The sequence below is a fragment of the Candidatus Planktophila sp. genome (assembly GCA_030681675.1).
Taxonomy (GTDB): Bacteria; Actinomycetota; Actinomycetes; order Nanopelagicales; family Nanopelagicaceae; genus Planktophila.
On the sequence record JAUXRP010000015.1, the window covers coordinates 95,636 to 115,505 of the forward strand.

Consider the following 19,870-nt stretch of genomic DNA (forward strand, 5'->3'; position numbering starts at 1 on the left):
GATTGGAGTATGTCTACTTTCTATGGTCCTGATTTTGAAGCTCTTACTGCACAAGATCCGGAGATTGCCGCAGTTCTATTATCTGAACTAAAACGCCAACAAACTAACCTCCAGTTAATTGCCTCCGAAAACTTTACTTCGCCTGCTGTATTAGCGGCGATGGGATCGACGTTATCTAATAAATATGCAGAGGGTTATCCAAGTAGACGTTATTACGGTGGCTGCGAGGAAGTGGACAAAGCAGAGTTTCTTGCAATAGAGCGTGCAAAGAACCTATTTGGAGCCGAGCATGCAAATGTTCAGCCGCACTCAGGAGCAAGTGCAAATATTGCGGTCTATCAAGCATTTACTAAGCCTGGTGACACTATTCTGGCTATGTCGTTACCTCACGGAGGTCACTTAACACATGGATCAGCGGTTAACTTTTCCGGTAAATGGTTTAACGTTGAGTCATATGGCGTTCGCGTCGACAATGAGCTTATTGATTATGATGAATTAAGAGAAAAAGCAGTTGCGACTAAACCAAAAATGATCTGTTCAGGAGCAACGGCATATCCTTCGCTCATTGATTTTGAAAAAATTCGCGCTATTTGCGATGAAGTCGGCGCAATCATGTGGGTAGATGCCGCACACTTCATTGGATTAGTTGCCGGTAAAGCGATTCCATCTCCTGTGCCATACGCCGACGTTGTTTCATTTACTACGCACAAAGTCCTACGTGGCCCTCGAGGAGGAATGATTTTAGCTAAGGCCGAACACGGCTCTGCAATTGATAAGGCCGTCTTTCCCGGAATCCAGGGTGGGCCAATTATGTCGGCAGTTGCCGGCAAGGCCGTCGCCTTAGCTGAGTGCGCAACTCCTGGCTATCAAAAATATGCCAAGGATGTAATTGTGAATGCACAAGCCTTAGCTGCGTCACTTGAGGCTGAAGGGATGCGTGCCGTCTCTGGTGGAACTCAAACCCATTTAGCTCTGATGGATATTCGCAGCACAGGCGTTACTGGCAAGGTTGCCGATGAGCGCTGTGGACAGGCTGGTATCGTCATGAATAAGAACTCAATTCCAAATGATCCAGAGAAGCCTGGAATAACAAGCGGAATTCGTGTTGGTACACCAGCTACGACTACCCAAGGTATGGGCGTGCCTGAGATGAAGCAGATTGCTACTTTAATCGCACGTGCCATTGCAAGTGATGAACCCAGTGTGCACGCGCAGATAAAAACTGAAGTCCATGCATTGACAGCGCGCTTCCCTATTTATCAGGCGTAATAGATCTCATGAGAGAGTACTTGGTAACACTGTTTATTTGCGCAGCTTTGTGTTACTCAATTACTCCCTTGGTACGCACTCAAGCGATTCGATGTGGAGCCGTAGCGCAAATTCGTGGTCGCGACATTCACACGGTACCAACTGCTCGCTGGGGTGGAGTTGCAATGTGGTTGGCGATGGCGGTGACTTTCATGATCGTGAATCATCTTCCGCTAGTGGGTAAATCCTTTGGCCATGAATCTCAAGGTATTTTTTTGGCTTCCACAGTCATCGTTTTATTGGGCATGGCCGATGATCGCTTCCAACTAGATGCCCTTACAAAACTAGCGGGACAAGTTTTTGCAGCAAGTATTTTACTTATGTATGGAATTCAGATTCTCTGGCTCCCAATTAACGGAGTAATTACTTTGCCGCCCAGTATTGGCCAGTTACTCACTGTCCTCGTAGTAGTCACTACTATCAATGCAGTTAATTTTATCGATGGCATGGATGGCTTAGCCGCTGGCATAGTTGCGATTGCTGGGATTGCATTTTTTGCCTTCGCATATTTGCTAGCCGTTGAATTCGGTTTTAGTCGTGCAGGTACTCCTTCATTGGTGACGGCAGTTCTCGTCGGAATTTGCATTGGTTTCCTGCCACATAACGCGCACCCAGCAAGAATTTTCATGGGTGATAGCGGCTCAATGTTGCTCGGACTTTTATTAGCAACAGCTGCCATTACGTTAACGGGCCAGGTCGACCCAAATGCCATCGCGGCCGAGTCCGCGGGTCCAACACTCTTACCACTGCTTTTGCCTTTTGCAGTTCTTGCAATTCCCTTGGTGGATTTATTACTTGCAGTTGTTCGTCGAGTCAAAGCCGGTAAATCTCCCTTTGCTCCCGATAATAAACATCTGCATCACCGGTTACTTAGTGCCGGAAACTCACAGTTAAAAACGGCATCAATCCTCTATTTATGGACGGCAATGATCGCCTTTCCAGTTACAGTATTAGCATTTGCACCGTGGTGGGTAGCTTTGACTACTGCAGTATTTCTTTTCCTAGTAACGGTAGTGGTTTCCAAAATAGGGAAAAAGGTAATTGTATGAGCAGTAATGAATCACGTTTGCTGCGAGGCGCTTTCCTTCCAACGCTGGCAGTTAGTGTTATTGCAATTACAGTAGCTACGATTCTGAGCGGTCTCAGTGGTTTTTATGGCGCACTTCTTGCCCAATTCGTAGTCGTAATATTCTTTGTTATTCACATCATCGTTTCACGAATGGTCCGAAACTTAGATCCACTCTCCACTATGGCTTTGGCGCTCTTTTCATACTTTGCCAAGCTCTTTGCGCTTGGCCTATTGCTATGGGCCATTGCCAAGTTCACTGACCGGGCTACGATTAGCCGAACCGCTTTTGGAATTACGGCAGTATTACTCACAATCTCTTGGCTTTGGGGCGAGATTGCCAGTTTCATGAAACTTCGCCTACATTTACCCCTCCCGGATACGAAAGCTTAAGGAGGCCTTGATGGCAAAGCGTGAAGAGAGTGCAATGTGGTCGATTTTTGGCTACCTCCTTTCTGGCCTGCTCTTTTGGGGCGCAATTGGATATGGCCTCGATCAATGGCTTAATCAGGGCTACTTCACTTTGCTTGGCCTCTTAGTGGGCATCAGTGGTGCCATTTATCTCGTGTGGCTGCGCTTCGGGCGGGAGTGAGCCGCCACACTTTTTTAGTGGGCAGTTGGATTTCTCAACCTGGCCGCCTCTGCCATAGGCTTCCCTCGTCTTGCCCGTTGTAGTCAACATTTTCAACCTCTGAAGGAGTTATGAGTGCGCGATTTACTGCGTTCTGGCACAGGTGGTGGCTTTGTCCCACCAAGCAGCTCCGATTTCGAACTCCCACCAATCTTTGGTGATAACGCTTATACAACTAAACCAATATTTTTAGTTTTGTTTTCAGTAGTTCTAATCTCAACATTTTTCATTATCGCTTCGCGAAAAGCTGCAGTTGTACCTTCGAAGCTTCAATTCGCTGGCGAATCCGTTTACAGTTTTGTCCGGAATGATTTAGCTAAAGATGTAATTGGACATGACTTTCTGCGTTTTGTGCCCTACCTCTTTACACTCTTTACATTTATTCTAGTTAACAATCTCTTTGGAATTATTCCGCTTCTGCAGTTTCCGACAATGTCGCGCGTATCTTTCCCCTACGTATTAGCACTTACCATTTACCTCGTTTTTCACTATGTTGGAATTCGTAAACAGGGTGCATTTAAATACTTCAAAGACATCATGTTTATGCCAGGCGTTCCAAAAGCGGCATACATTCTTATTACTCCACTTGAAATTCTTACTTTTTTTGTCGTGCGTCCTCTGACTCTGGCACTTCGTCTCTTTGCAAATATGTTTGCAGGTCACTTGTTGTTGCTCGTATTTATCTTGGGTGGAGAACATCTTCTCCAAGGAGTTATTGGTTTAAAGTTGATCAGCCCATTTGCCTTCGCTGTAGGCATTGTGTTGACCTTCTTTGAATTCATGGTTCAAGTCCTGCAGGCATACATCTTTACTCTGCTCGCAGCTCTCTATATCGCCGGCGCCCTTGCCGACGAACACTAATAGGAAATAAGGAGAAAAAATGGAAGGCACACTCAACCTCGTTGGTTTTGGCCTCGCAGCTATCGGTCCCGGAATCGCAACTGGTCTAATCTTCGCCGCATATATCAACGGCGTCGCACGTCAGCCAGAGGCACGTAGCGTTCTACAGCCAATCGCATTCCTTGGTTTCGCACTTGCTGAAGCCCTTGCACTCTTCGGCCTCGTTCTCGCATTCGTTCTCTAATACATATTCGATTTCACTAATTGAAACTTAAGGACAACTGATGCAATTTCTTAACTTAGCCGCGGAGGAGAAGATTAATCCGCTCATTCCACACACTGCAGAGCTTGTTGTGGGTGCGATCGCTTTCACCCTTCTCTTCTTAACTCTACGTAAATTTGTAACTCCAATGTTTGAAAAGGCATTTACAGAGCGCACCAATGCCATTCAAGGTGGCATCGAACGTGCAGAAAAGGCACAACTTGAGGCTCAGCGCGCACTTGCTCAGTACACCGAACAGCTCGCTAATGCCCAGGCGGAAGCTCAAGTTTTGCGCGAAGATGCACGCGTTCAAGGAGCAGCCATTATTGAAGATCTGCGTACTAAAGCACAAGAAGAAGCTGCTCGAATTACGGCAACTGCGCACGCCTCAATTGAGGCACAGCGCCAACAAGCGATTACTTCACTTCGAACCGAAGTTGGCGCCCTAGCCGTTGAGCTTGCCTCAAAGATTGTGGGTGAGTCACTCGATGATGAAGCTCGCCAATCTCGTGTTGTCGATCGCTTTTTAGAAGATCTAGAAAAATCTAAGTAAACATAGCGAAAAGGAAGCAGTAATAGATGAGAGCTCACCTCGGAGGCAGCAGCCGTCAGTCACTCGTGACTGCGCGCGCAGCGTTAGATGCTGCCATAAAAGGAGTAGATGCATCAAATGCATCTACATTGAGCGCTGAACTTTTCTTTGTCGCCGATGTACTGGATACAAATATCGCAGTGCGTCGCGCTCTAACCGACTCTTCTCGTGATGATAAATCTAAGTCAGTATTTCTTTCAGAGTTATTCGGCACAAAGATCGGCGCGTTGGCACTTGCCATTACAACTGAGATATCGGCGATGCGTTGGTCTGCACCAAAGGATCTTGTACTTGTGATTGAGCAGTTAGCTATTGAGGCAGAAGCATCAGCTGCCAACATTGCCGGTGAACTCGATCGCGTAGAAGATGAAATCTTTACTGCCTCACGTGCGATCGCCGGCTCAGCCGAACTTCGCAAGGCACTGACATCGGATGCAAAGCTTGCTAAAGCAACACTCGTTAGCGAGATTCTTAAGGGTGCATCTGGTTCAACCGTGAAGCTTGTTTCGCAGTTAGCAAACACGTGGCGTGGACGCAGCATCGAATCAGCCTTTGATGATTATGCCCATGCCCTTGCCGCACGCCGTAATCGCGTAATTGCTCTGGTCCGCGTGGCTGCACCACTGAGCACTGCTCAACAAAAACGCTTATCTACTGCACTTAACAATCAAGTAGGTCAGCCTGTACGTATCAATATTGAGATCGAACCGGCAGTAATTGGTGGAATTTCAATCAAGTTTGCAGATGAGTTAGTTGATGGAACTGTTTCAAATCGTTTGGCTGGGGCCGCACGCGCCGTAGTCGGAAGCAAATAAAGGGAGAATCACATGGCAGACCTCACGATCAACCCGGCTGAAATCCAGGGAGCCTTAGCGAACTTTGTTAAGTCTTACGATCCAGGCGTTGCAGCTCGCGACGAAGTCGGAACTGTAAGCCAAGCCGGCGATGGAATCGCACGCGTTGAAGGGCTGCCATCGACGATGGCAAATGAGTTGTTGCAGTTTGAAAACGGCACACTCGGCCTGGCACTCAACCTCGACGTACGTGAAATCGGCGTTGTTATCTTGGGTGGTTACGAAGGAATCGAAGAGGGAACATCAGTGCGCCGCACAGGTGAGATTCTCTCAGTACCAGTAGGCGATGGCTTCTTAGGTCGCGTTGTCGATCCTCTAGGTCGTCCCATCGATGGCAAGGGTGAGATCAAGGCCGATGCACGTAGAGCACTTGAACTTCAGGCTCCCTCTGTAGTTCAGCGCCAACCTGTAAAAGAGCCACTCGCAACTGGAATTAAAGCGATTGATGCGATGACAGCAATTGGTCGCGGACAACGCCAGTTAATTATTGGAGATCGTCAGACTGGTAAAACTGCCGTTGCAGTAGACACAATTATTAACCAGAAGGAAAACTGGAAATCTGGAGATAAGAAGAAGCAAGTTAAATGTATTTATGTCGCTATCGGGCAAAAGGGTTCAACGATCGCGGCAGTTAAGGGCGCACTCGAAGAGGCCGGCGCAATGGAGTACACAACTATCGTTGCATCTCCCGCCTCAGACCCTGCAGGTTTTAAATACTTAGCTCCATACACTGGCTCTTCAATTGGCCAACACTGGATGTATAACGGCGAACATGTACTTATCGTCTTTGATGATCTATCAAAGCAGGCCGAGGCTTATCGTTCAGTCTCATTGCTCCTTCGTCGCCCACCAGGTCGTGAAGCATATCCTGGAGATGTTTTCTATTTGCACTCACGTTTATTAGAGCGTTGTGCAAAGCTCTCAGATGAACTCGGTGGTGGTTCGATGACTGGTCTTCCAATTATTGAGACTAAGGGAAATGACGTTTCCGCTTTTATTCCTACAAATGTTATTTCAATTACTGACGGTCAGTGCTTCCTTGAAACAGATCTATTTAACGCCGGCGTTCGTCCAGCAATTAACGTGGGCATCTCTGTTTCGCGCGTAGGTGGCTCTGCACAGACTAAGGCGATGAAGAAGATCGCGGGTCGACTGCGCCTTGACTTGGCACAGTTCCGTGAGCTCGAAGCTTTCGCGGCATTTGGTTCAGATCTAGATGCGGCCTCAAAGGCACAACTTGAGCGCGGCGCGCGCATGGTTGAACTCTTAAAACAGGGTCAGTACTCACCTTATTCTCTTGAGCATCAGATTGTTTCAATCTGGGCCGGTACTTCAGGTGCGCTGGACTCAGTTGCAGTTGCCGACATCCGTCGATTTGAGGCCGAACTCCTTGAGTTCATTGGTCGCGAACGTAAAGATATCTTCACGGTGATTGCAGAGACGAAAACACTCGAAGATGACACAATCAAGGCGATGGAAGAAGCGGTAACTTTCTTTAAGGCACGTTTTGCACCGAGCCATGCAGAAGCGGTTTACGAGTTGCCTGCAGACGCTCTCGATTCAGAAGTTAATGAGCAAGTTACGAAGTATGTTCAGGCACCGGTGAAGAAGTAACCTATGGGTGCCCAACTTCGCGTTTATCGCAGACGCATGCGATCCGTTAAAGCGACTAAAAAGATTACGAAAGCCATGGAGTTAATCTCGGCATCTCGTATCGTTAAAGCGCAGCAACGAGTCAGTGCTTCGACTCCTTATGCCAATGAGTTGACTCGGGCGGTATCTGCAGTTGCATCGTTCTCATCAATTAACCATCCTTTAACCACTGCAAGTGAGAATCCTATTCGTGCCGCGGTTTTGATTATCACAGCAGATCGCGGAATGGCCGGGGCTTATTCAAATAATGCAATTAAAGAGGGTGAGCAGTTAGCGGCTCTTTTGAAAGAGCGCGGACTTGGAACGACTTCGTATCTAGTCGGCCGTAAAGCAGCTAATTACTACCGTTTCCGGAATCGTGCAATCGCTGGTTCATGGTCGGGTTTTTCAGATAACCCAACGTATGAGGATGCCAAGCAAGTTGCCGACGCACTCATTAAGGCCTTCATCGCCGATGCACAGGTCGATCCTGCCGGTGTCGATGAGATTCACATAGTATTTACTGAATTTAAATCAATGCTTACACAAAACGCGATGGCAAAGCGGATGCTTCCTCTAGAAGTTGTAGAAAGTGATTCGCCAGCACCAACTGGTTTGCTACCAATGTATGAATTCGAACCTAATGCCGAGGTTGTGCTCAATGCACTTTTGCCTCGTTATATTGAGGCTCGAGTATTTAACGCGATGTTGCAGTCGGCGGCCTCTGAGCATGCTGCGCGGCGTCGGGCAATGAAATCGGCAACTGACAATGCCGATGATTTAATCAAGTCGCTTACGCGACGTGCAAATGCAGCCCGTCAAGCTGAAATTACCCAAGAGATCAGTGAAATTGTTGGCGGCGCAGACGCGTTGGCCTCAGCTAGTGCAGGGAGTGAATGATGTCGGCATCAACAGGTAAAGGTCGCGTAGCTCGCGTTATTGGACCGGTCGTGGATATTGAATTTCCAGCCGATTCAATGCCATCGATCTTCAACGCGCTACACGTAGACGTAACCATGTCAGGTACTACACGTACTTTGACGATGGAGGTCGCCCAACACATTGGTGACAACCTCGTGCGTGCAATTTCTATGCAGCCAACTGATGGGATGGTCCGTGGTACAGAGGTATCTGACACGGGCTCTGCTATCTCAGTGCCTGTCGGCGATGTTACTAAGGGACATGTATTTAACACACTTGGCGAATCAATGGATGTTCCAACATCCTCCCTTGACATAAAAGAGCGTTGGCCAATTCACCGCAATGCTCCAGCATTTGATCAGTTAGAGTCTAAAACTGAGATGTTTGAAACTGGAATTAAAGTTATCGATCTTTTAACACCATATGTAAAGGGTGGCAAGATCGGTCTATTCGGTGGCGCTGGTGTTGGTAAAACTGTTTTGATTCAGGAGATGATTTACCGTGTCGCTGAAAACTTCGGTGGAGTATCTGTATTTGCCGGTGTTGGTGAGCGAACTCGTGAAGGTAACGACTTATTTTTGGAAATGACCGAGACCGGCGTTATCAATAAGACCGCCTTAGTCTTTGGCCAGATGGATGAACCACCTGGCACACGTCTTCGCGTTGCACTCTCAGCGCTCACCATGGCCGAGTACTTCCGCGATGTACAAAAGCAGGATGTTCTTTTGTTCATTGACAATATTTTCCGATTTACTCAAGCTGGCTCTGAAGTATCAACTCTTCTTGGCCGTATGCCATCTGCTGTGGGCTATCAGCCAACTTTGGCCGATGAAATGGGTCAGCTACAGGAGCGCATCACATCTACACGTGGTCACTCAATTACATCTATGCAGGCGATCTATGTACCTGCCGATGACATTACTGACCCAGCCCCACATACAACATTTGCTCACTTAGATGCCACAACTGTTTTGTCCCGTCCGATTTCAGAGCTTGGTATCTACCCTGCTGTGGATCCCCTCGACTCAACATCACGCATCTTGGATCCACGCTACATCGGTGAGCACCACTTCCGTGTCGCTAACCGAATTAAACAGATCTTGCAGCGTTATAAGGATCTTCAGGACATCATCGCGATTCTTGGTATCGATGAATTATCGGAAGATGACCGAGTTCTGGTGGGCCGTGCACGACGTATTCAACGCTTCTTGTCTCAGAATACTTTCGTTGCCAAAGTTTTCACTGGCATTGAAGGCTCATTCGTACCATTAGTCGACACAATTGCAGCTTTTGAGGCCCTTGCCGATGGAAAGTACGATCACGTTCCAGAGCAGGCCTTCTTCATGTGCGGTGGTCTAGATGATGTAGAGCGTCGTGCTGCCGAACTAGCGGCAAGCGTTGGAAAGTAAAAAAAACATGACACTCAACGTCGAACTCGTATCTCCAACAGAGCGCGTCTGGTCGGGGCAGGCTTCATTTGTCTCTGCCCGTACCGTTGAAGGTGATCTTGGAATTTTGAGCGATCACGCGCCGCTCTTTGGAGTACTTGTCGATGGAGCTGTGAGCATAAAAGGTATTGATGGAAGCACCACTGCATTTACTGTAAGTGGTGGCTTCATATCGGTATCAAATAATCGGGTTTCTATTCTTACTGAAACTGTGAGCAAGTAACTTACTTTATGTGATGTTCAGTCTCAATGACGCGAACCGTCTTTGACTGACCACGCATCACGATGGACTGACTAACAGCACCAAAACTTGTATAGCGGATTCCCTTGATTAACTCACCATCGGTTATTCCAGTTGCCGCTAAGAAAACATCTTCGGAGTTCACAAGATCCTTGGTGTACAAGATTGCACCAACTGGCTTGCCATCTTCATACAACTGACCTTGAATAGCCCCGCCTAAACAAATCATCGCAGCCGCAGCAATTACTCCCTCTGGAGTCCCACCGACGCCCATCAATAAATCAATGCCTGTGTTGGGCCGTGCAGTTTCAATCGCGGCAGCAACATCACCATCTTGAATTAAGCGGATGCGCGCACCTGCAGCGCGGATCTCTGCAATTAATTGCGCATGTCGTGGACGATTTAGTACCACAACTGTAATGTCACTAATCGCCAAATTTTTTGCCTTCGCAACTGCATGTATGTTCTCGGCAGTCGTTGCCTGTATGTCAATAACATGAGCGGCCTCTGGACCAGTGACAATCTTGTTCATATAAAAAGAGGTCGTAGGGTCAAACATAGTTCCGCGAGGAGATAAGGCGATTACGGAGATTGCCCCATTCATTCCATTTGCAGTTAATGAGGTCCCATCTATCGGATCGACTGCAACATCACACGATGGCCCTTGCTGATTTCCAACGTTCTCACCATTATGGAGCATTGGAGCATCATCTTTTTCACCTTCACCAATAACTACAACACCTGCCATATCAACTGTATTAATCATTTCGCGCATTGCTTCGACTGCAGCTTTATCAGCTAAATTCTTCTCACCACGACCTACCCACGGCGCTGCGGCAATCGCAGCAGTTTCTGTTACTCGAATTAGTTCGAGGGCTAAGTTGCGATCTGGGATTGCAGGCATTATTCACGGCTCACTTTCGCTCCTAGGCTGACAAGTTGCTCAGTAAAGTTAGGATAGCCACGATCTACATGGAAGGCGGCATCTATAGTAGTTTCACCCTCACTTACGAGAGCTGCTAGAACTAAACCCGCGCCGGCACGAATATCGGTGGCCTCAACTGGTGCCCCAGATAGCTCTGGCACTCCGTTAATTGATGCATGGTGGCCATCGATCGATATCTGTGCTCCAAGTCGTATGAGTTCGTTGACGAACATAAAACGTGACTCAAAAACATTTTCAGTAACTAAAGAGTGTCCATCGGCAATCGAGTTCAAGGCAATAACCATAGGAAGTAAATCTGTAGGAAAACCTGGATAAGGAAGAGTTACCACGTCGATAGCGTGTGGCCTTGAATCTATGCGTACGCGTATGCCGTCGGAGGTCGATGTCACGATCGCACCAGCGCTAACGAGTTTTTCGAGGGGCAGTTCTAAATCCTTAGCACGCGCACCATGAATTGTAATGTCACCTCGTGTCATTGCCGCAGCAAATGCCCAGGTCCCAGTAATGATGCGATCTGGAATTGTTACATGAGTTGTAGGATTCAATTTATCCACTCCAGTTATGGTGATGAGTGGAGTTCCGAGGCCTTGAATCTTTGCACCCATTGAAAGTAAGAATTCGCCGAGATCGATTAAATCTGGTTCACGTGCGGCGTTTTCGATTGTAGTTACACCTTTAGCTAAGACGGCTGCCGTCATAATATTCTCTGTAGCGCCTACACTTGGAAAATCAAGTTCTATTAAGGCTCCAGATAATCCATGTACTGCTTCGGCGATTACATAACCATGTTCAATATGCGCACTCGCACCTAATGCCTCTAATCCCTTTATGTGAAAATCCAAACCTCGCGAACCAATTGCATCCCCACCAGGTAGTGCTACCTCAGCTTTACCAATTCGAGCGACAAGTGGACCTAAAACATTTATAGAGGCACGCATTTTTCGCACCAGATCATAATCTGCACGGTGTCCTGGGTTTTCAGGAACATCAATTGTCACGGTATCTTTTTCGTGGATTACTGTGCAGCCCAGACGCGTTAAGAGATCTGACATGATGTCGACATCGGCAATCTCTGGCACATTCTCGATTGTTGTCGTACCAGTGGCTAAAATCGATGCCGCCATGAGTTTTAAGACGGAGTTCTTTGCTCCGGTGACGGTAACTTCTCCACGCAGACTTGCTCCTCCCGTGACGCGGAAACGATCGAGAGATGCCATGCCCGCAGTCTACTTATAGGCTATAGGCATGGTTAATTTGACGCGTATTTACACTAAGACCGGCGATGATGGAACAACCTCATTAGGCGACATGAGCCGAACATCGAAAAATGATCCGCGCCTTGAAGCGTACGCCACCGTGGATGAAGCTAACTCCTCCATCGGGGTAGTGCTTGCTACAGAAAATTTGAGTGAAGATGTCCGCGCATTGTTAGTGCGAATTCAAAATGATCTCTTTGATGTTGGTGCCGATTTGTGCACGCCGGTGGTAGATTCGCCTGCCTTTGAACCACTTCGCGTTCTTGAATCCCAGATTAAATTTTTAGAAGAGGAAATCGATAGATACAACAGCGAATTAGAACCTGTGCGCTCATTTGTGTTACCTTCGGGCACACCAGCGGCTGCACATCTTCATGTCGCTCGCACCGTTGTGCGCCGTGCAGAGCGTTGTACATGGGCTGCAATACATGGATTTGGTGGCGGAGTTAGTCCAATAACAGCAAAGTATTTAAATCGTTGCTCAGATCTACTCTTTGTTTTAGCACGATATGTAAATAAAGATATTGGTGATCAGCTATGGGTTCCAGGAGCTAATCGCTAATTATTGCTCGCTGTATATGTTGAACTTGGTATTTTCTCACTTGCAGCATCATGGTGACAGTTTGCAGAAATCCCTGATATTCGGTGATGGAGCTCTAAAGGCTCTTGGCTAACAAGTAGAACAGTCACAATTTCTTTAGGCGCCGTCGCTCTAACTAAAGCTCGGATAGTTCCAAAAGTGATCCTTGTTGCATCTTCAGTGGAAACCTCACCTGCTAGCTTGGCATTAACCTCCCACCACGTGCAGCCATTGAGAGATGCAACTTGAATTGCGCCACACGAGAATTTCTCACAAATTGGCACCCCATCAACTTTTTGAGCCAGCGCTTTAGCTAATTTCTTATCATTCGATGCCGTTCCAATTAACTCCTTAGCACTCGGAATTTTGGCAAAAACCTCACCGCTAGATTTGAAACCAACGGGTGGCCATTTTGGAGAGGGTGAAGGGGAGATGCGTTTTTTGCCCTTTTTTGTAACGACGTTCTTTTTTATAACCGCAATCTTTTTTACAACTGGCCTTTTAATTGGCGTTATTTTCTTGCTTGCTGTGGCCTTCGGCGTTGGAGTCGGTGATTGAGTAGCACTTGTCGCTACTGGTGTTATTAACGTTAGCGCAATAACAAGGATTAATAGGCGCTTAATCACGGTCCCACTTAAATTTGCGGACTGAAAAGAAGGTACCGATGATGAGCCAGACTATTAGTACCGCAAAAGTTCGTTCATTTTCCCAAGATTTTGCGATCTCTTGCGCTGCAAAGGAATCTGGTAAAAAGACTGATCGCATGCCTTGGGTGAGCCACTTAAGTGGAAAAATTGCAGCGACTTGTTGCATCCAGGGTGGAAGTTGTGTAAAAATGAAAAATACGCCGCTGAAGAACTGCAAAATAATTACGATGGGCGAAACAACTGCCGATGCTCCTCGGCCACTCTTTGGAATAATTGAAAATGCGATTCCGAGTGCGGTCGAACATGCACTTCCAAGTACAACCAACCAGGCGAAAGTAATCCATTTATCAGTGCCAGTTGGCATTTCAAGACCAAGGAAGAGTAAGCCGAATCCAAAAAGCATGAAAATCTGTATGACCATGCTAACTGTGACAAGAATTGCCTTTCCAATAAAATAACTAGATGCCGGCATTGGTGTTCCGCGCAACCGCTTGAGCGCTCCGAAGTCGCGCTCTAGTGGAATTGTAATTGCAAGTGCTTGAAAGCCAGTATTAACCAGACCTGATGCAATCATTCCCGCCGCAAAGTACTGGGAAAAAGTTACTCCTGGAGCAATTGTGTCTTTAAAGACCGATCCGAAAATTGTCAGCAAAATTACTGGAAAAAAAAGTGTAAAAACAACGGACTCGCGTTGCCTTGAAAACTGTCGAATCTCAAAACCCCCGCGCCGAATGCCGAGTGAGATGGCGCTAGGAATCTTATTCATGGGTTTTACCAATCATGCGAAGGTAAATATCTTCTAAAGATGGGCGAGTTACAGTGAGTTCTGGAATTTCACCATTAAAGATAGAGGTTAGTTTATTAACTAGAGCTGTTGGATTATCAGTCGCCTCGGACTTTAACTCACCAGACTCGCGCCACGTAACAAGTGCCTTAGAAGTACTTCGTCCACCGAGCTCAGTTGGTGAAGAGATTTCAATAATCTGACCATTATTTATAACTGCGACGCGATCGGCGAGCGCTTCTGCCTCATCTAAGTAATGGGTTGTAAGCAAAATTGTGGTGCCACTTCCTCGTAGGTTTTCAATCAGTGTCCAAAATGCTCGCCTTGCCTCTGGATCAAAGCCAGTCGTAGGTTCATCCAGAAAAAGAAGCTCTGGATTGCCAACTATGCCGAGTGCGACATCTAAACGTCTGCGTTGACCTCCCGAAAGTTCACGAATGAGCGAGCCGGCCTTGTCATCCAAGCCAACGGCATGTATCACTTCATTAACTTTTCGAGGATTGGAGTAGTAACCACTGAAATGATCGATAGTTTCAACAACCGTTAAATCACCTGAATCCGAGGTTGACTGCAAAACAATTCCGATTCGATTACGCCACTCACGGGCAGCGTGTCCTTCGTTGCGGGGATCAAAACCTAGGACGCTGACTTGTCCGCCATCACGGCTTCGAAAGCCCTCCAGAATTTCAACGGTGGTTGTTTTTCCTGCACCATTTGGTCCTAGTAGAGCAAAGATTTCGCCCGATGAAATTGATAAGTCGATCCCTCTGACCGCCTGAATTGGCCCATAACTCTTTCGTAGGCCAGTTACTTCAATCGCATTCATGGTGCGATAGTACTATGCCAATACTGTGAGAAAATATCGGTATGAGTCCGCGCAGAAACTATCCCAAAAATAGGCGGCCGAAGTCAGATGATCGTGAAGGCACATCATCGAATCAAAGCTTTGAAGAGCACCAAGAAGGTCTGTATACAGTTCGCAAATTAACTGGATCTGGATCAAATAAACCATATCGCTGTCCTGGCTGTGATCAGATGATTCCCCTTGCGGTTCCGCACATTGTTGCCTGGCTTGAAGATGATCAGGAGAGTCGCCGTCATTGGCACAGTGCATGTTGGTCTAAAAAAGATCAACGAAGGCCTAATACTGAACGTACACGCAACGCCCCTAGATATTAACTCTAGGTGTATTTCAGCCTAGACGTCCTTTGAGTAGTTTGGTTAATTTAATTACTAGTGCATCATCGTGTGGGCTGCGCTTAAAACTTAAAAGCTTCAACGGTAAATGAAAGCGGGTACGCACAACTGTTCGTGCGAAGGTATATTCCAAGAGACCTTCAGGACCATGAACTCGGCCCGAGCCACTATCTTTGACACCCCCAAAAGGTACAGAAGCAATTGTTGCGAAGGCGAAAGTCGAATTAATTGCAACCATTCCGCACTGAAGTTGAGACGCTATTTTCTTTCCTTGTCGTTTAGACCAGACATTTGCACCGAGGCCATAGCGTGATGCATTTGAAAGATCGATCGCTTCGCGCATTGTTGTAACCCGATTAATAATAATAATAGGACCAAACGTTTCTTCGCGTACCGCGCTCGAACTCTCGGGAACATTTATTAGCACAACTGGTTGTACGAATGGCGCTTTCACCGATTGTGGTCCTCCATAAACACAAATACCACCATCTGCAATCGCCGCCTTGATGTGGGAGCGAATAACCTTAATCTGGGAAGGCATCGTTATAGGACCATAGTTGCCTTCCCCTGGCGCACCTGCGTGAATCGTTGCGGCAAGTTCAATTGCTCGAGCAATAAACTCATCGGCAACTTTTTCATCGACATATACGCGCTCTGCACCAATACATGATTGACCAGCATTAGCCATGGCAGACCACATAGTTGCATCAACTGCACGTTTAATATCGGCATCGGCTGCCACAATTACCGGATCCTTGCCCCCACACTCGAGAACGACAGGGACCATTACAGATGCACACTGGGCAGCTACTAACTTTGCCGTACGAGTCGAGCCAGTAAATGAGAGCTTGTCGATTCCACTTACACAGAGTGCACTACCAGTTTGCGCTAAACCCGTAACCGTCGTGAAAATATCGGCGAAAGGTGCAACCTCATTAAAACTCTCCTCGAGCCACATTCCTACACCTGGCGTGAACTCACTGGGTTTAAAGAGAACGGTATTACCGGCAGCTAATGCATATGAAATTGAACCAACTGGAGTAAAAATGGGGTAGTTCCAGGGTCCAATTACGCCAATAACTCCAAGTGGGGAGCGCTCAACAGTTGCCGCCATATTGGCCATTAATAATCCGGGGCGGCGATGTGAGGTGCGCAAAATCGATTCGGCATGCCGCGCCGCCCATTCAATGTGGTTTACAGCGATACTGACTTCTAACTTAGCATCGCTCATCGGCTTTCCAGTTTCACAGCTAATTAATTCGGCAATCTGCTCTATACGTCTCATGATGAGAGAACTCCATGCGAGCAATACCTGCCGGCGACTATTGAAACCAATCCTCTGCCATTTCACCGTTGTAGTGCGCGCGCGGCTAACAACATTCTCGATTTCGCTCGTGCTAAAAATTGGATACGTACCAAGTGCATCTCCAGTTACTGGATTGTGCGAATTAAATGAGGGCCTTTCTTTAGTTACCATGGTTAGAAGCGTAGTGGTGTGTCGATACAATTTGAAGCATGGCCGAGATTATTAGACCCAGTACAGTCTTGCCCTCAATTCGAACTCCATTTCATGTGCTAACAACTGATGGTGTGGAACTCGTAGGCGAAGTTGCATCTCCACTCGGGGCTAGACGCGGGGCGATTCTCTGTTTGCATCCATTACCAACAGCTGGTGGAATGATGGACAGTCATGTATTTAAAAAGGCAGCCAATAGATTACCCGCGATGGCAGGAATTACCGTTGTTCGTTTCAATTCGCGTGGGACGGCAAGTGAAGCCGGAACTAGTACAGGCGAATTCGATAATGGAACTGCCGAAGCATTAGATGTTCAAGCAATGCTTGCATACTGTTTTGACTCGTTGAAATTAGAAAATGTTTGGGTAGTCGGTTGGTCATTTGGAACTGACTTAGCTCTGCGACATGCTAAAGATCATCGACATAAGGGTCTCATTCTTTTGAGTCCACCACTTCGAACTACAATCGAAAGTGATTTGCTGTACTGGAACAGCGACTCTCGACCGATCACAGCGCTCATTCCTGAATTTGATGAATTTCTCAAACCCGATGAAGCACGAAAACGTTTTTCCAAAATTCCTTCAATCAAAGTTATCGCTGTTGAAGGCGCAAAACACTTGTGGCTTGGTGAGCCTTTTGTTCACCGTGTACTATCGCAAATCACTGCTACTGTTACGGGAGTTTTCGAAGACTTACCCCTTGAATTTTAAGCCGATTTTGCCCGAGGAATAACCACTTCATCCAGAATTAAGATAATTGCTGCAGCAACCGGGACGGCCAAAAGTCCACCGACGAGTCCCAATAGTGAAGATCCAATAAGTGCGGCGATGATAGTTACCGCACCAGGTACCGACATCGTCTTTTTCATAATTCGCGGGGTAACTACATAGTTTTCTATCTGCACATAAATAACATATGCAACAAATGCAATAACTCCAAGTGAAACCGATTGTGTTAAGGCGATTATGGTAACTATTGAGCAGCCGATGAAGTGGCCAATGAGTGGAATTAATCCACAGACAAGCACAATCATCGCGATTGCAAACGGTGAAGGGAGACCTATAATTACTGAGAGACCCAAGACAAAAATAGCAGCCATAATTGCGATAATTAATTGGCTTCCAACGAATGATCCAACGCGGCCAATAATTGCATTAGTTAGACTGCCAACGCGATCTCGCCTGCTTGCTGGAACTAATGAAAGTCCTAATTCAATGACCTGAGGCAAGGAGGTTATGAAGTAGAGCGTTAAGACTAAAACAGTTAGAAAAGAAAAAAAGCCTGAGAGGATAGTTTTGCCGACTCCGAGCACACCACCGAAAGTAGTCACCAGCAACGTGCCATCTGAAGTTACTGACTTCAATTTTGCCTGCAATGTATCGATTAGACCAAATTGTTCGTTTAGTTTATTTATTGCTTCATAATTAGTTAGGTCATTGATTAGTTGGGGCGCTTTATTTATGAGCTGAGTCCCTTGAGTGACTACTGGTGGCGCTACGACAAATGCAAAGAAAACTACGAATGCAATCACCGAAGTGAATATGATTGTGACGGCCATTGCACGAGATAGTTTCTTACCTCGCAATGCTTCGACGGCAGGATTAAATCCAATTGCAAGAAAAAGGGAAATGAGGATGAGAACAAATATCTGACTCACACTTGCTAAGGCTCGCATTAGAACGATGGCAGTTAAAGCTCCAAGTGTTGCAATGAAACCGAAGTAGAAAGGGTGGGCCCTATTAATCGGGGCACCGAGAGTTCCAAAATCTGATATTGGTAGTGGTGCCGTGACTGCCTTCTTTGAGACCTTCTTAACTCGTCCAGAAATAGCCATAGGCTTATTCTAAAGTGAGCAACACATCAGTAGTGACGGATAGTTCACCCAATCGTTACATTGTTAGGCAAGAATAGGCTCTATGGCGCTACGGATAACTGGTTTAGGCGAGGAGATTGCCGCTGTCACGGGCCTTCCGTGGCAGTTGAGCCTAGAGGAGTGGCCAGAGGATCCAGCCTTAGCCGAAAAAAGAGGTATTTCCCGCCACGTTGTTCGTTTGGTGCGAGCGACAAAGGATCCAGATTCTCATGTCTATGCCGTGAAGGAAACGGTCAGTGAATTCGCCAATCGCGAATATAAAATCCTTCGTGAACTCACACACGTACACGCCCCTTGTGTCGAACAAATTGCCGTCGTTGAAGGGCGAACCGATAAAAATGGGGAAGAACTTCCCTGTGCAATCGTTACGCGCTTTCTGCCATACTCCCTGCCCTATCGAGTCTTACTGTCAGGATCTGTAACGGCCCATGACATCACCACCATGGCAAATGCGCTGGCTCTATTAATTGTTCGTCTGCACTTACTTGGTTTCTGGTGGGGTGACTGTTCGCTGTCAAATACTTTGTTTAGGCGAGATGCCGAGGGCTTCGCCGCATATCTTGTAGATGCCGAGACTGGAGAGTTTCAAAAAACTCTCAGTGACGGTCAACGCGAACATGACTTGGATATTGCTATGTTTAATGTCGCCGCAGAGCTCGAGGACCTTTCGCTTTCAGGAGTTCTAAATCCCGGGATTGATCCAGTACGTGCCGCAGAGGCAGTTATTAGACGTTATCGTCGAATCTGGGCGGCGCTAAAAGAGCGTCAGCTGTTAGATCCTAAAGATCGCCATGCAGTTGAAGGAGCGATGCGCGCTTTGCACGATTTAGGTTTTGCCGTTGAAGAGGTTTCTATCACCATAGATGGGGATACACAGATGCTCTCTTTTCAACCTAAGTTAGTTGCAGCTGGATATCACAGTGCACGTCTGCGCGAGTTAATGGGATTAGAGACTGAGGAGTTGCAAGCGAAGCGATTACTTGCATCTTTTGATCGATACTGCGCGCGTGAAGAAAAGTTAGGAGCCTCAGTTACTGAGATGGCTAAAACCTGGTTTGTGGAAGTCTTCGAACCAACAATTAATCGAGTTCCTGAGGCGTTACGCGGTCGCGTTGAACATGCACAAATGTTCCATGAGATTCTTGAAAATCGCTGGTATCTAAGCGAGAAAAGAGGAGTTGACGTTGGACTTGAGTTCGCCACTGATAACTACGTCACAGAGGTCTTGCCCTATCGCCGCGATTCGGGTGTTGAAGTTGAGGCACTGTAAGATTGC

The 19,870-nt window shown here is 47.0% G+C and carries 23 protein-coding genes; 16 read left to right on the top strand and 7 right to left on the bottom strand.

What is annotated here, in order from left to right; all coding sequences use genetic code 11:
- The first annotated feature begins 9 nt into the window (after positions 1-9).
- From glyA to Q8K48_04115, 12 genes are all read left to right on the top strand, one after another.
- Positions 10-1,269, top strand: coding sequence for a serine hydroxymethyltransferase (gene glyA / locus Q8K48_04060; GenBank protein ID MDP1851572.1), 1,260 nt, complete (start codon positions 10-12; stop codon positions 1,267-1,269).
- An 8-nt stretch (positions 1,270-1,277) separates the two neighbouring features.
- A complete protein-coding gene (locus Q8K48_04065) occupies positions 1,278-2,357 on the top strand; it encodes an MraY family glycosyltransferase (protein ID MDP1851573.1) in 1,080 nt (359 codons plus the stop codon).
- Complete coding sequence (locus Q8K48_04070) at positions 2,354-2,767, top strand: hypothetical protein (GenBank protein MDP1851574.1); 414 nt, start codon at positions 2,354-2,356, stop codon at positions 2,765-2,767. Before Q8K48_04065 ends, Q8K48_04070 begins: the two co-directional genes overlap by 4 nt.
- 10 nt (positions 2,768-2,777) lie before the next feature.
- Positions 2,778-2,966: a hypothetical protein gene (locus Q8K48_04075; GenBank protein MDP1851575.1), complete on the top strand. Its 189-nt coding sequence runs from the start codon at positions 2,778-2,780 to the stop codon at positions 2,964-2,966.
- A 114-nt stretch (positions 2,967-3,080) separates the two neighbouring features.
- The gene (gene atpB / locus Q8K48_04080) at positions 3,081-3,866 is read left to right on the top strand and encodes a F0F1 ATP synthase subunit A (protein MDP1851576.1); all 786 of its coding nucleotides are present in this window, start codon (positions 3,081-3,083) and stop codon (positions 3,864-3,866) included.
- Between the two features lie 19 nt (positions 3,867-3,885).
- Positions 3,886-4,089: an ATP synthase F0 subunit C gene (gene atpE / locus Q8K48_04085; GenBank protein MDP1851577.1), complete on the top strand. Its 204-nt coding sequence runs from the start codon at positions 3,886-3,888 to the stop codon at positions 4,087-4,089.
- Between the two features lie 40 nt (positions 4,090-4,129).
- Positions 4,130-4,660: a F0F1 ATP synthase subunit B gene (locus Q8K48_04090; GenBank protein ID MDP1851578.1), complete on the top strand. Its 531-nt coding sequence runs from the start codon at positions 4,130-4,132 to the stop codon at positions 4,658-4,660.
- A gap of 26 nt (positions 4,661-4,686) precedes the next feature.
- Positions 4,687-5,514 (top strand): F0F1 ATP synthase subunit delta, encoded by an 828-nt coding sequence (locus Q8K48_04095; GenBank protein MDP1851579.1) that lies wholly within the window; start codon positions 4,687-4,689, stop codon positions 5,512-5,514.
- 12 nt (positions 5,515-5,526) lie between these two features.
- On the top strand, positions 5,527-7,167 hold the full coding sequence (atpA, locus tag Q8K48_04100; GenBank protein MDP1851580.1) for a F0F1 ATP synthase subunit alpha: 1,641 nt from the start codon (positions 5,527-5,529) through the stop codon (positions 7,165-7,167).
- A gap of 3 nt (positions 7,168-7,170) precedes the next feature.
- Positions 7,171-8,085: a F0F1 ATP synthase subunit gamma gene (locus Q8K48_04105; protein MDP1851581.1), complete on the top strand. Its 915-nt coding sequence runs from the start codon at positions 7,171-7,173 to the stop codon at positions 8,083-8,085.
- Positions 8,085-9,515, top strand: coding sequence for a F0F1 ATP synthase subunit beta (gene atpD / locus Q8K48_04110; GenBank protein ID MDP1851582.1), 1,431 nt, complete (start codon positions 8,085-8,087; stop codon positions 9,513-9,515). Before Q8K48_04105 ends, atpD begins: the two co-directional genes overlap by 1 nt.
- 7 nt (positions 9,516-9,522) lie before the next feature.
- Entirely contained in the window at positions 9,523-9,777 is a 255-nt protein-coding gene (locus Q8K48_04115) for a F0F1 ATP synthase subunit epsilon (protein ID MDP1851583.1), read from the top strand.
- Between the two features lies 1 nt (position 9,778).
- Here the strand turns inward: Q8K48_04115 and glpX are convergent, their stop codons facing one another.
- On the bottom strand, positions 9,779-10,699 hold the full coding sequence (gene glpX / locus Q8K48_04120; protein MDP1851584.1) for a class II fructose-bisphosphatase: 921 nt from the start codon (positions 10,697-10,699) through the stop codon (positions 9,779-9,781).
- Positions 10,699-11,958 carry a UDP-N-acetylglucosamine 1-carboxyvinyltransferase gene (gene murA / locus Q8K48_04125; GenBank protein ID MDP1851585.1) on the bottom strand — a complete coding sequence of 420 codons (1,260 nt, stop codon included), beginning with the start codon at positions 11,956-11,958 and terminating at the stop codon, positions 10,699-10,701. The genes glpX and murA overlap by 1 nt, the downstream gene beginning before the upstream one ends.
- Before the next feature lie 28 nt (positions 11,959-11,986).
- Here murA and Q8K48_04130 point away from each other — a divergent pair, with 28 nt between their 5' ends.
- Positions 11,987-12,559 (top strand): cob(I)yrinic acid a,c-diamide adenosyltransferase, encoded by a 573-nt coding sequence (locus Q8K48_04130; GenBank protein MDP1851586.1) that lies wholly within the window; start codon positions 11,987-11,989, stop codon positions 12,557-12,559.
- Here the strand turns inward: Q8K48_04130 and Q8K48_04135 are convergent.
- From Q8K48_04135 to Q8K48_04145, 3 genes are read right to left on the bottom strand one after another with little or no spacing between them, the layout of a single operon-like run.
- Positions 12,556-13,203: a hypothetical protein gene (locus Q8K48_04135; GenBank protein ID MDP1851587.1), complete on the bottom strand. Its 648-nt coding sequence runs from the start codon at positions 13,201-13,203 to the stop codon at positions 12,556-12,558. The genes Q8K48_04130 and Q8K48_04135 overlap by 4 nt on opposite strands.
- Positions 13,196-13,990: an ABC transporter permease gene (locus tag Q8K48_04140; protein ID MDP1851588.1), complete on the bottom strand. Its 795-nt coding sequence runs from the start codon at positions 13,988-13,990 to the stop codon at positions 13,196-13,198. Before Q8K48_04140 ends, Q8K48_04135 begins: the two co-directional genes overlap by 8 nt.
- Complete coding sequence (locus tag Q8K48_04145; GenBank protein ID MDP1851589.1) at positions 13,983-14,834, bottom strand: ABC transporter ATP-binding protein; 852 nt, start codon at positions 14,832-14,834, stop codon at positions 13,983-13,985. Before Q8K48_04145 ends, Q8K48_04140 begins: the two co-directional genes overlap by 8 nt.
- 41 nt (positions 14,835-14,875) lie before the next feature.
- Here Q8K48_04145 and Q8K48_04150 point away from each other — a divergent pair, with 41 nt between their 5' ends.
- Positions 14,876-15,187, top strand: coding sequence for a hypothetical protein (locus Q8K48_04150; protein ID MDP1851590.1), 312 nt, complete (start codon positions 14,876-14,878; stop codon positions 15,185-15,187).
- 13 nt (positions 15,188-15,200) lie between these two features.
- Here Q8K48_04150 and Q8K48_04155 read toward each other — a convergent pair whose 3' ends face one another.
- Positions 15,201-16,682, bottom strand: coding sequence for an aldehyde dehydrogenase family protein (locus Q8K48_04155; protein MDP1851591.1), 1,482 nt, complete (start codon positions 16,680-16,682; stop codon positions 15,201-15,203).
- A 38-nt stretch (positions 16,683-16,720) separates the two neighbouring features.
- On the opposite strand from Q8K48_04155, the gene Q8K48_04160 reads away from it, so the two are divergent.
- Positions 16,721-17,431, top strand: coding sequence for an alpha/beta fold hydrolase (locus Q8K48_04160; GenBank protein ID MDP1851592.1), 711 nt, complete (start codon positions 16,721-16,723; stop codon positions 17,429-17,431).
- On the opposite strand, the gene Q8K48_04165 is transcribed toward Q8K48_04160, so the two are convergent.
- Entirely contained in the window at positions 17,428-18,555 is a 1,128-nt protein-coding gene (locus Q8K48_04165) for an AI-2E family transporter (GenBank protein ID MDP1851593.1), read from the bottom strand. The genes Q8K48_04160 and Q8K48_04165 overlap by 4 nt on opposite strands.
- A gap of 82 nt (positions 18,556-18,637) precedes the next feature.
- On the opposite strand from Q8K48_04165, the gene Q8K48_04170 reads away from it, so the two are divergent.
- Complete coding sequence (locus Q8K48_04170) at positions 18,638-19,864, top strand: DUF4032 domain-containing protein (protein ID MDP1851594.1); 1,227 nt, start codon at positions 18,638-18,640, stop codon at positions 19,862-19,864.
- The last annotated feature ends 6 nt before the right edge of the window (positions 19,865-19,870 follow it).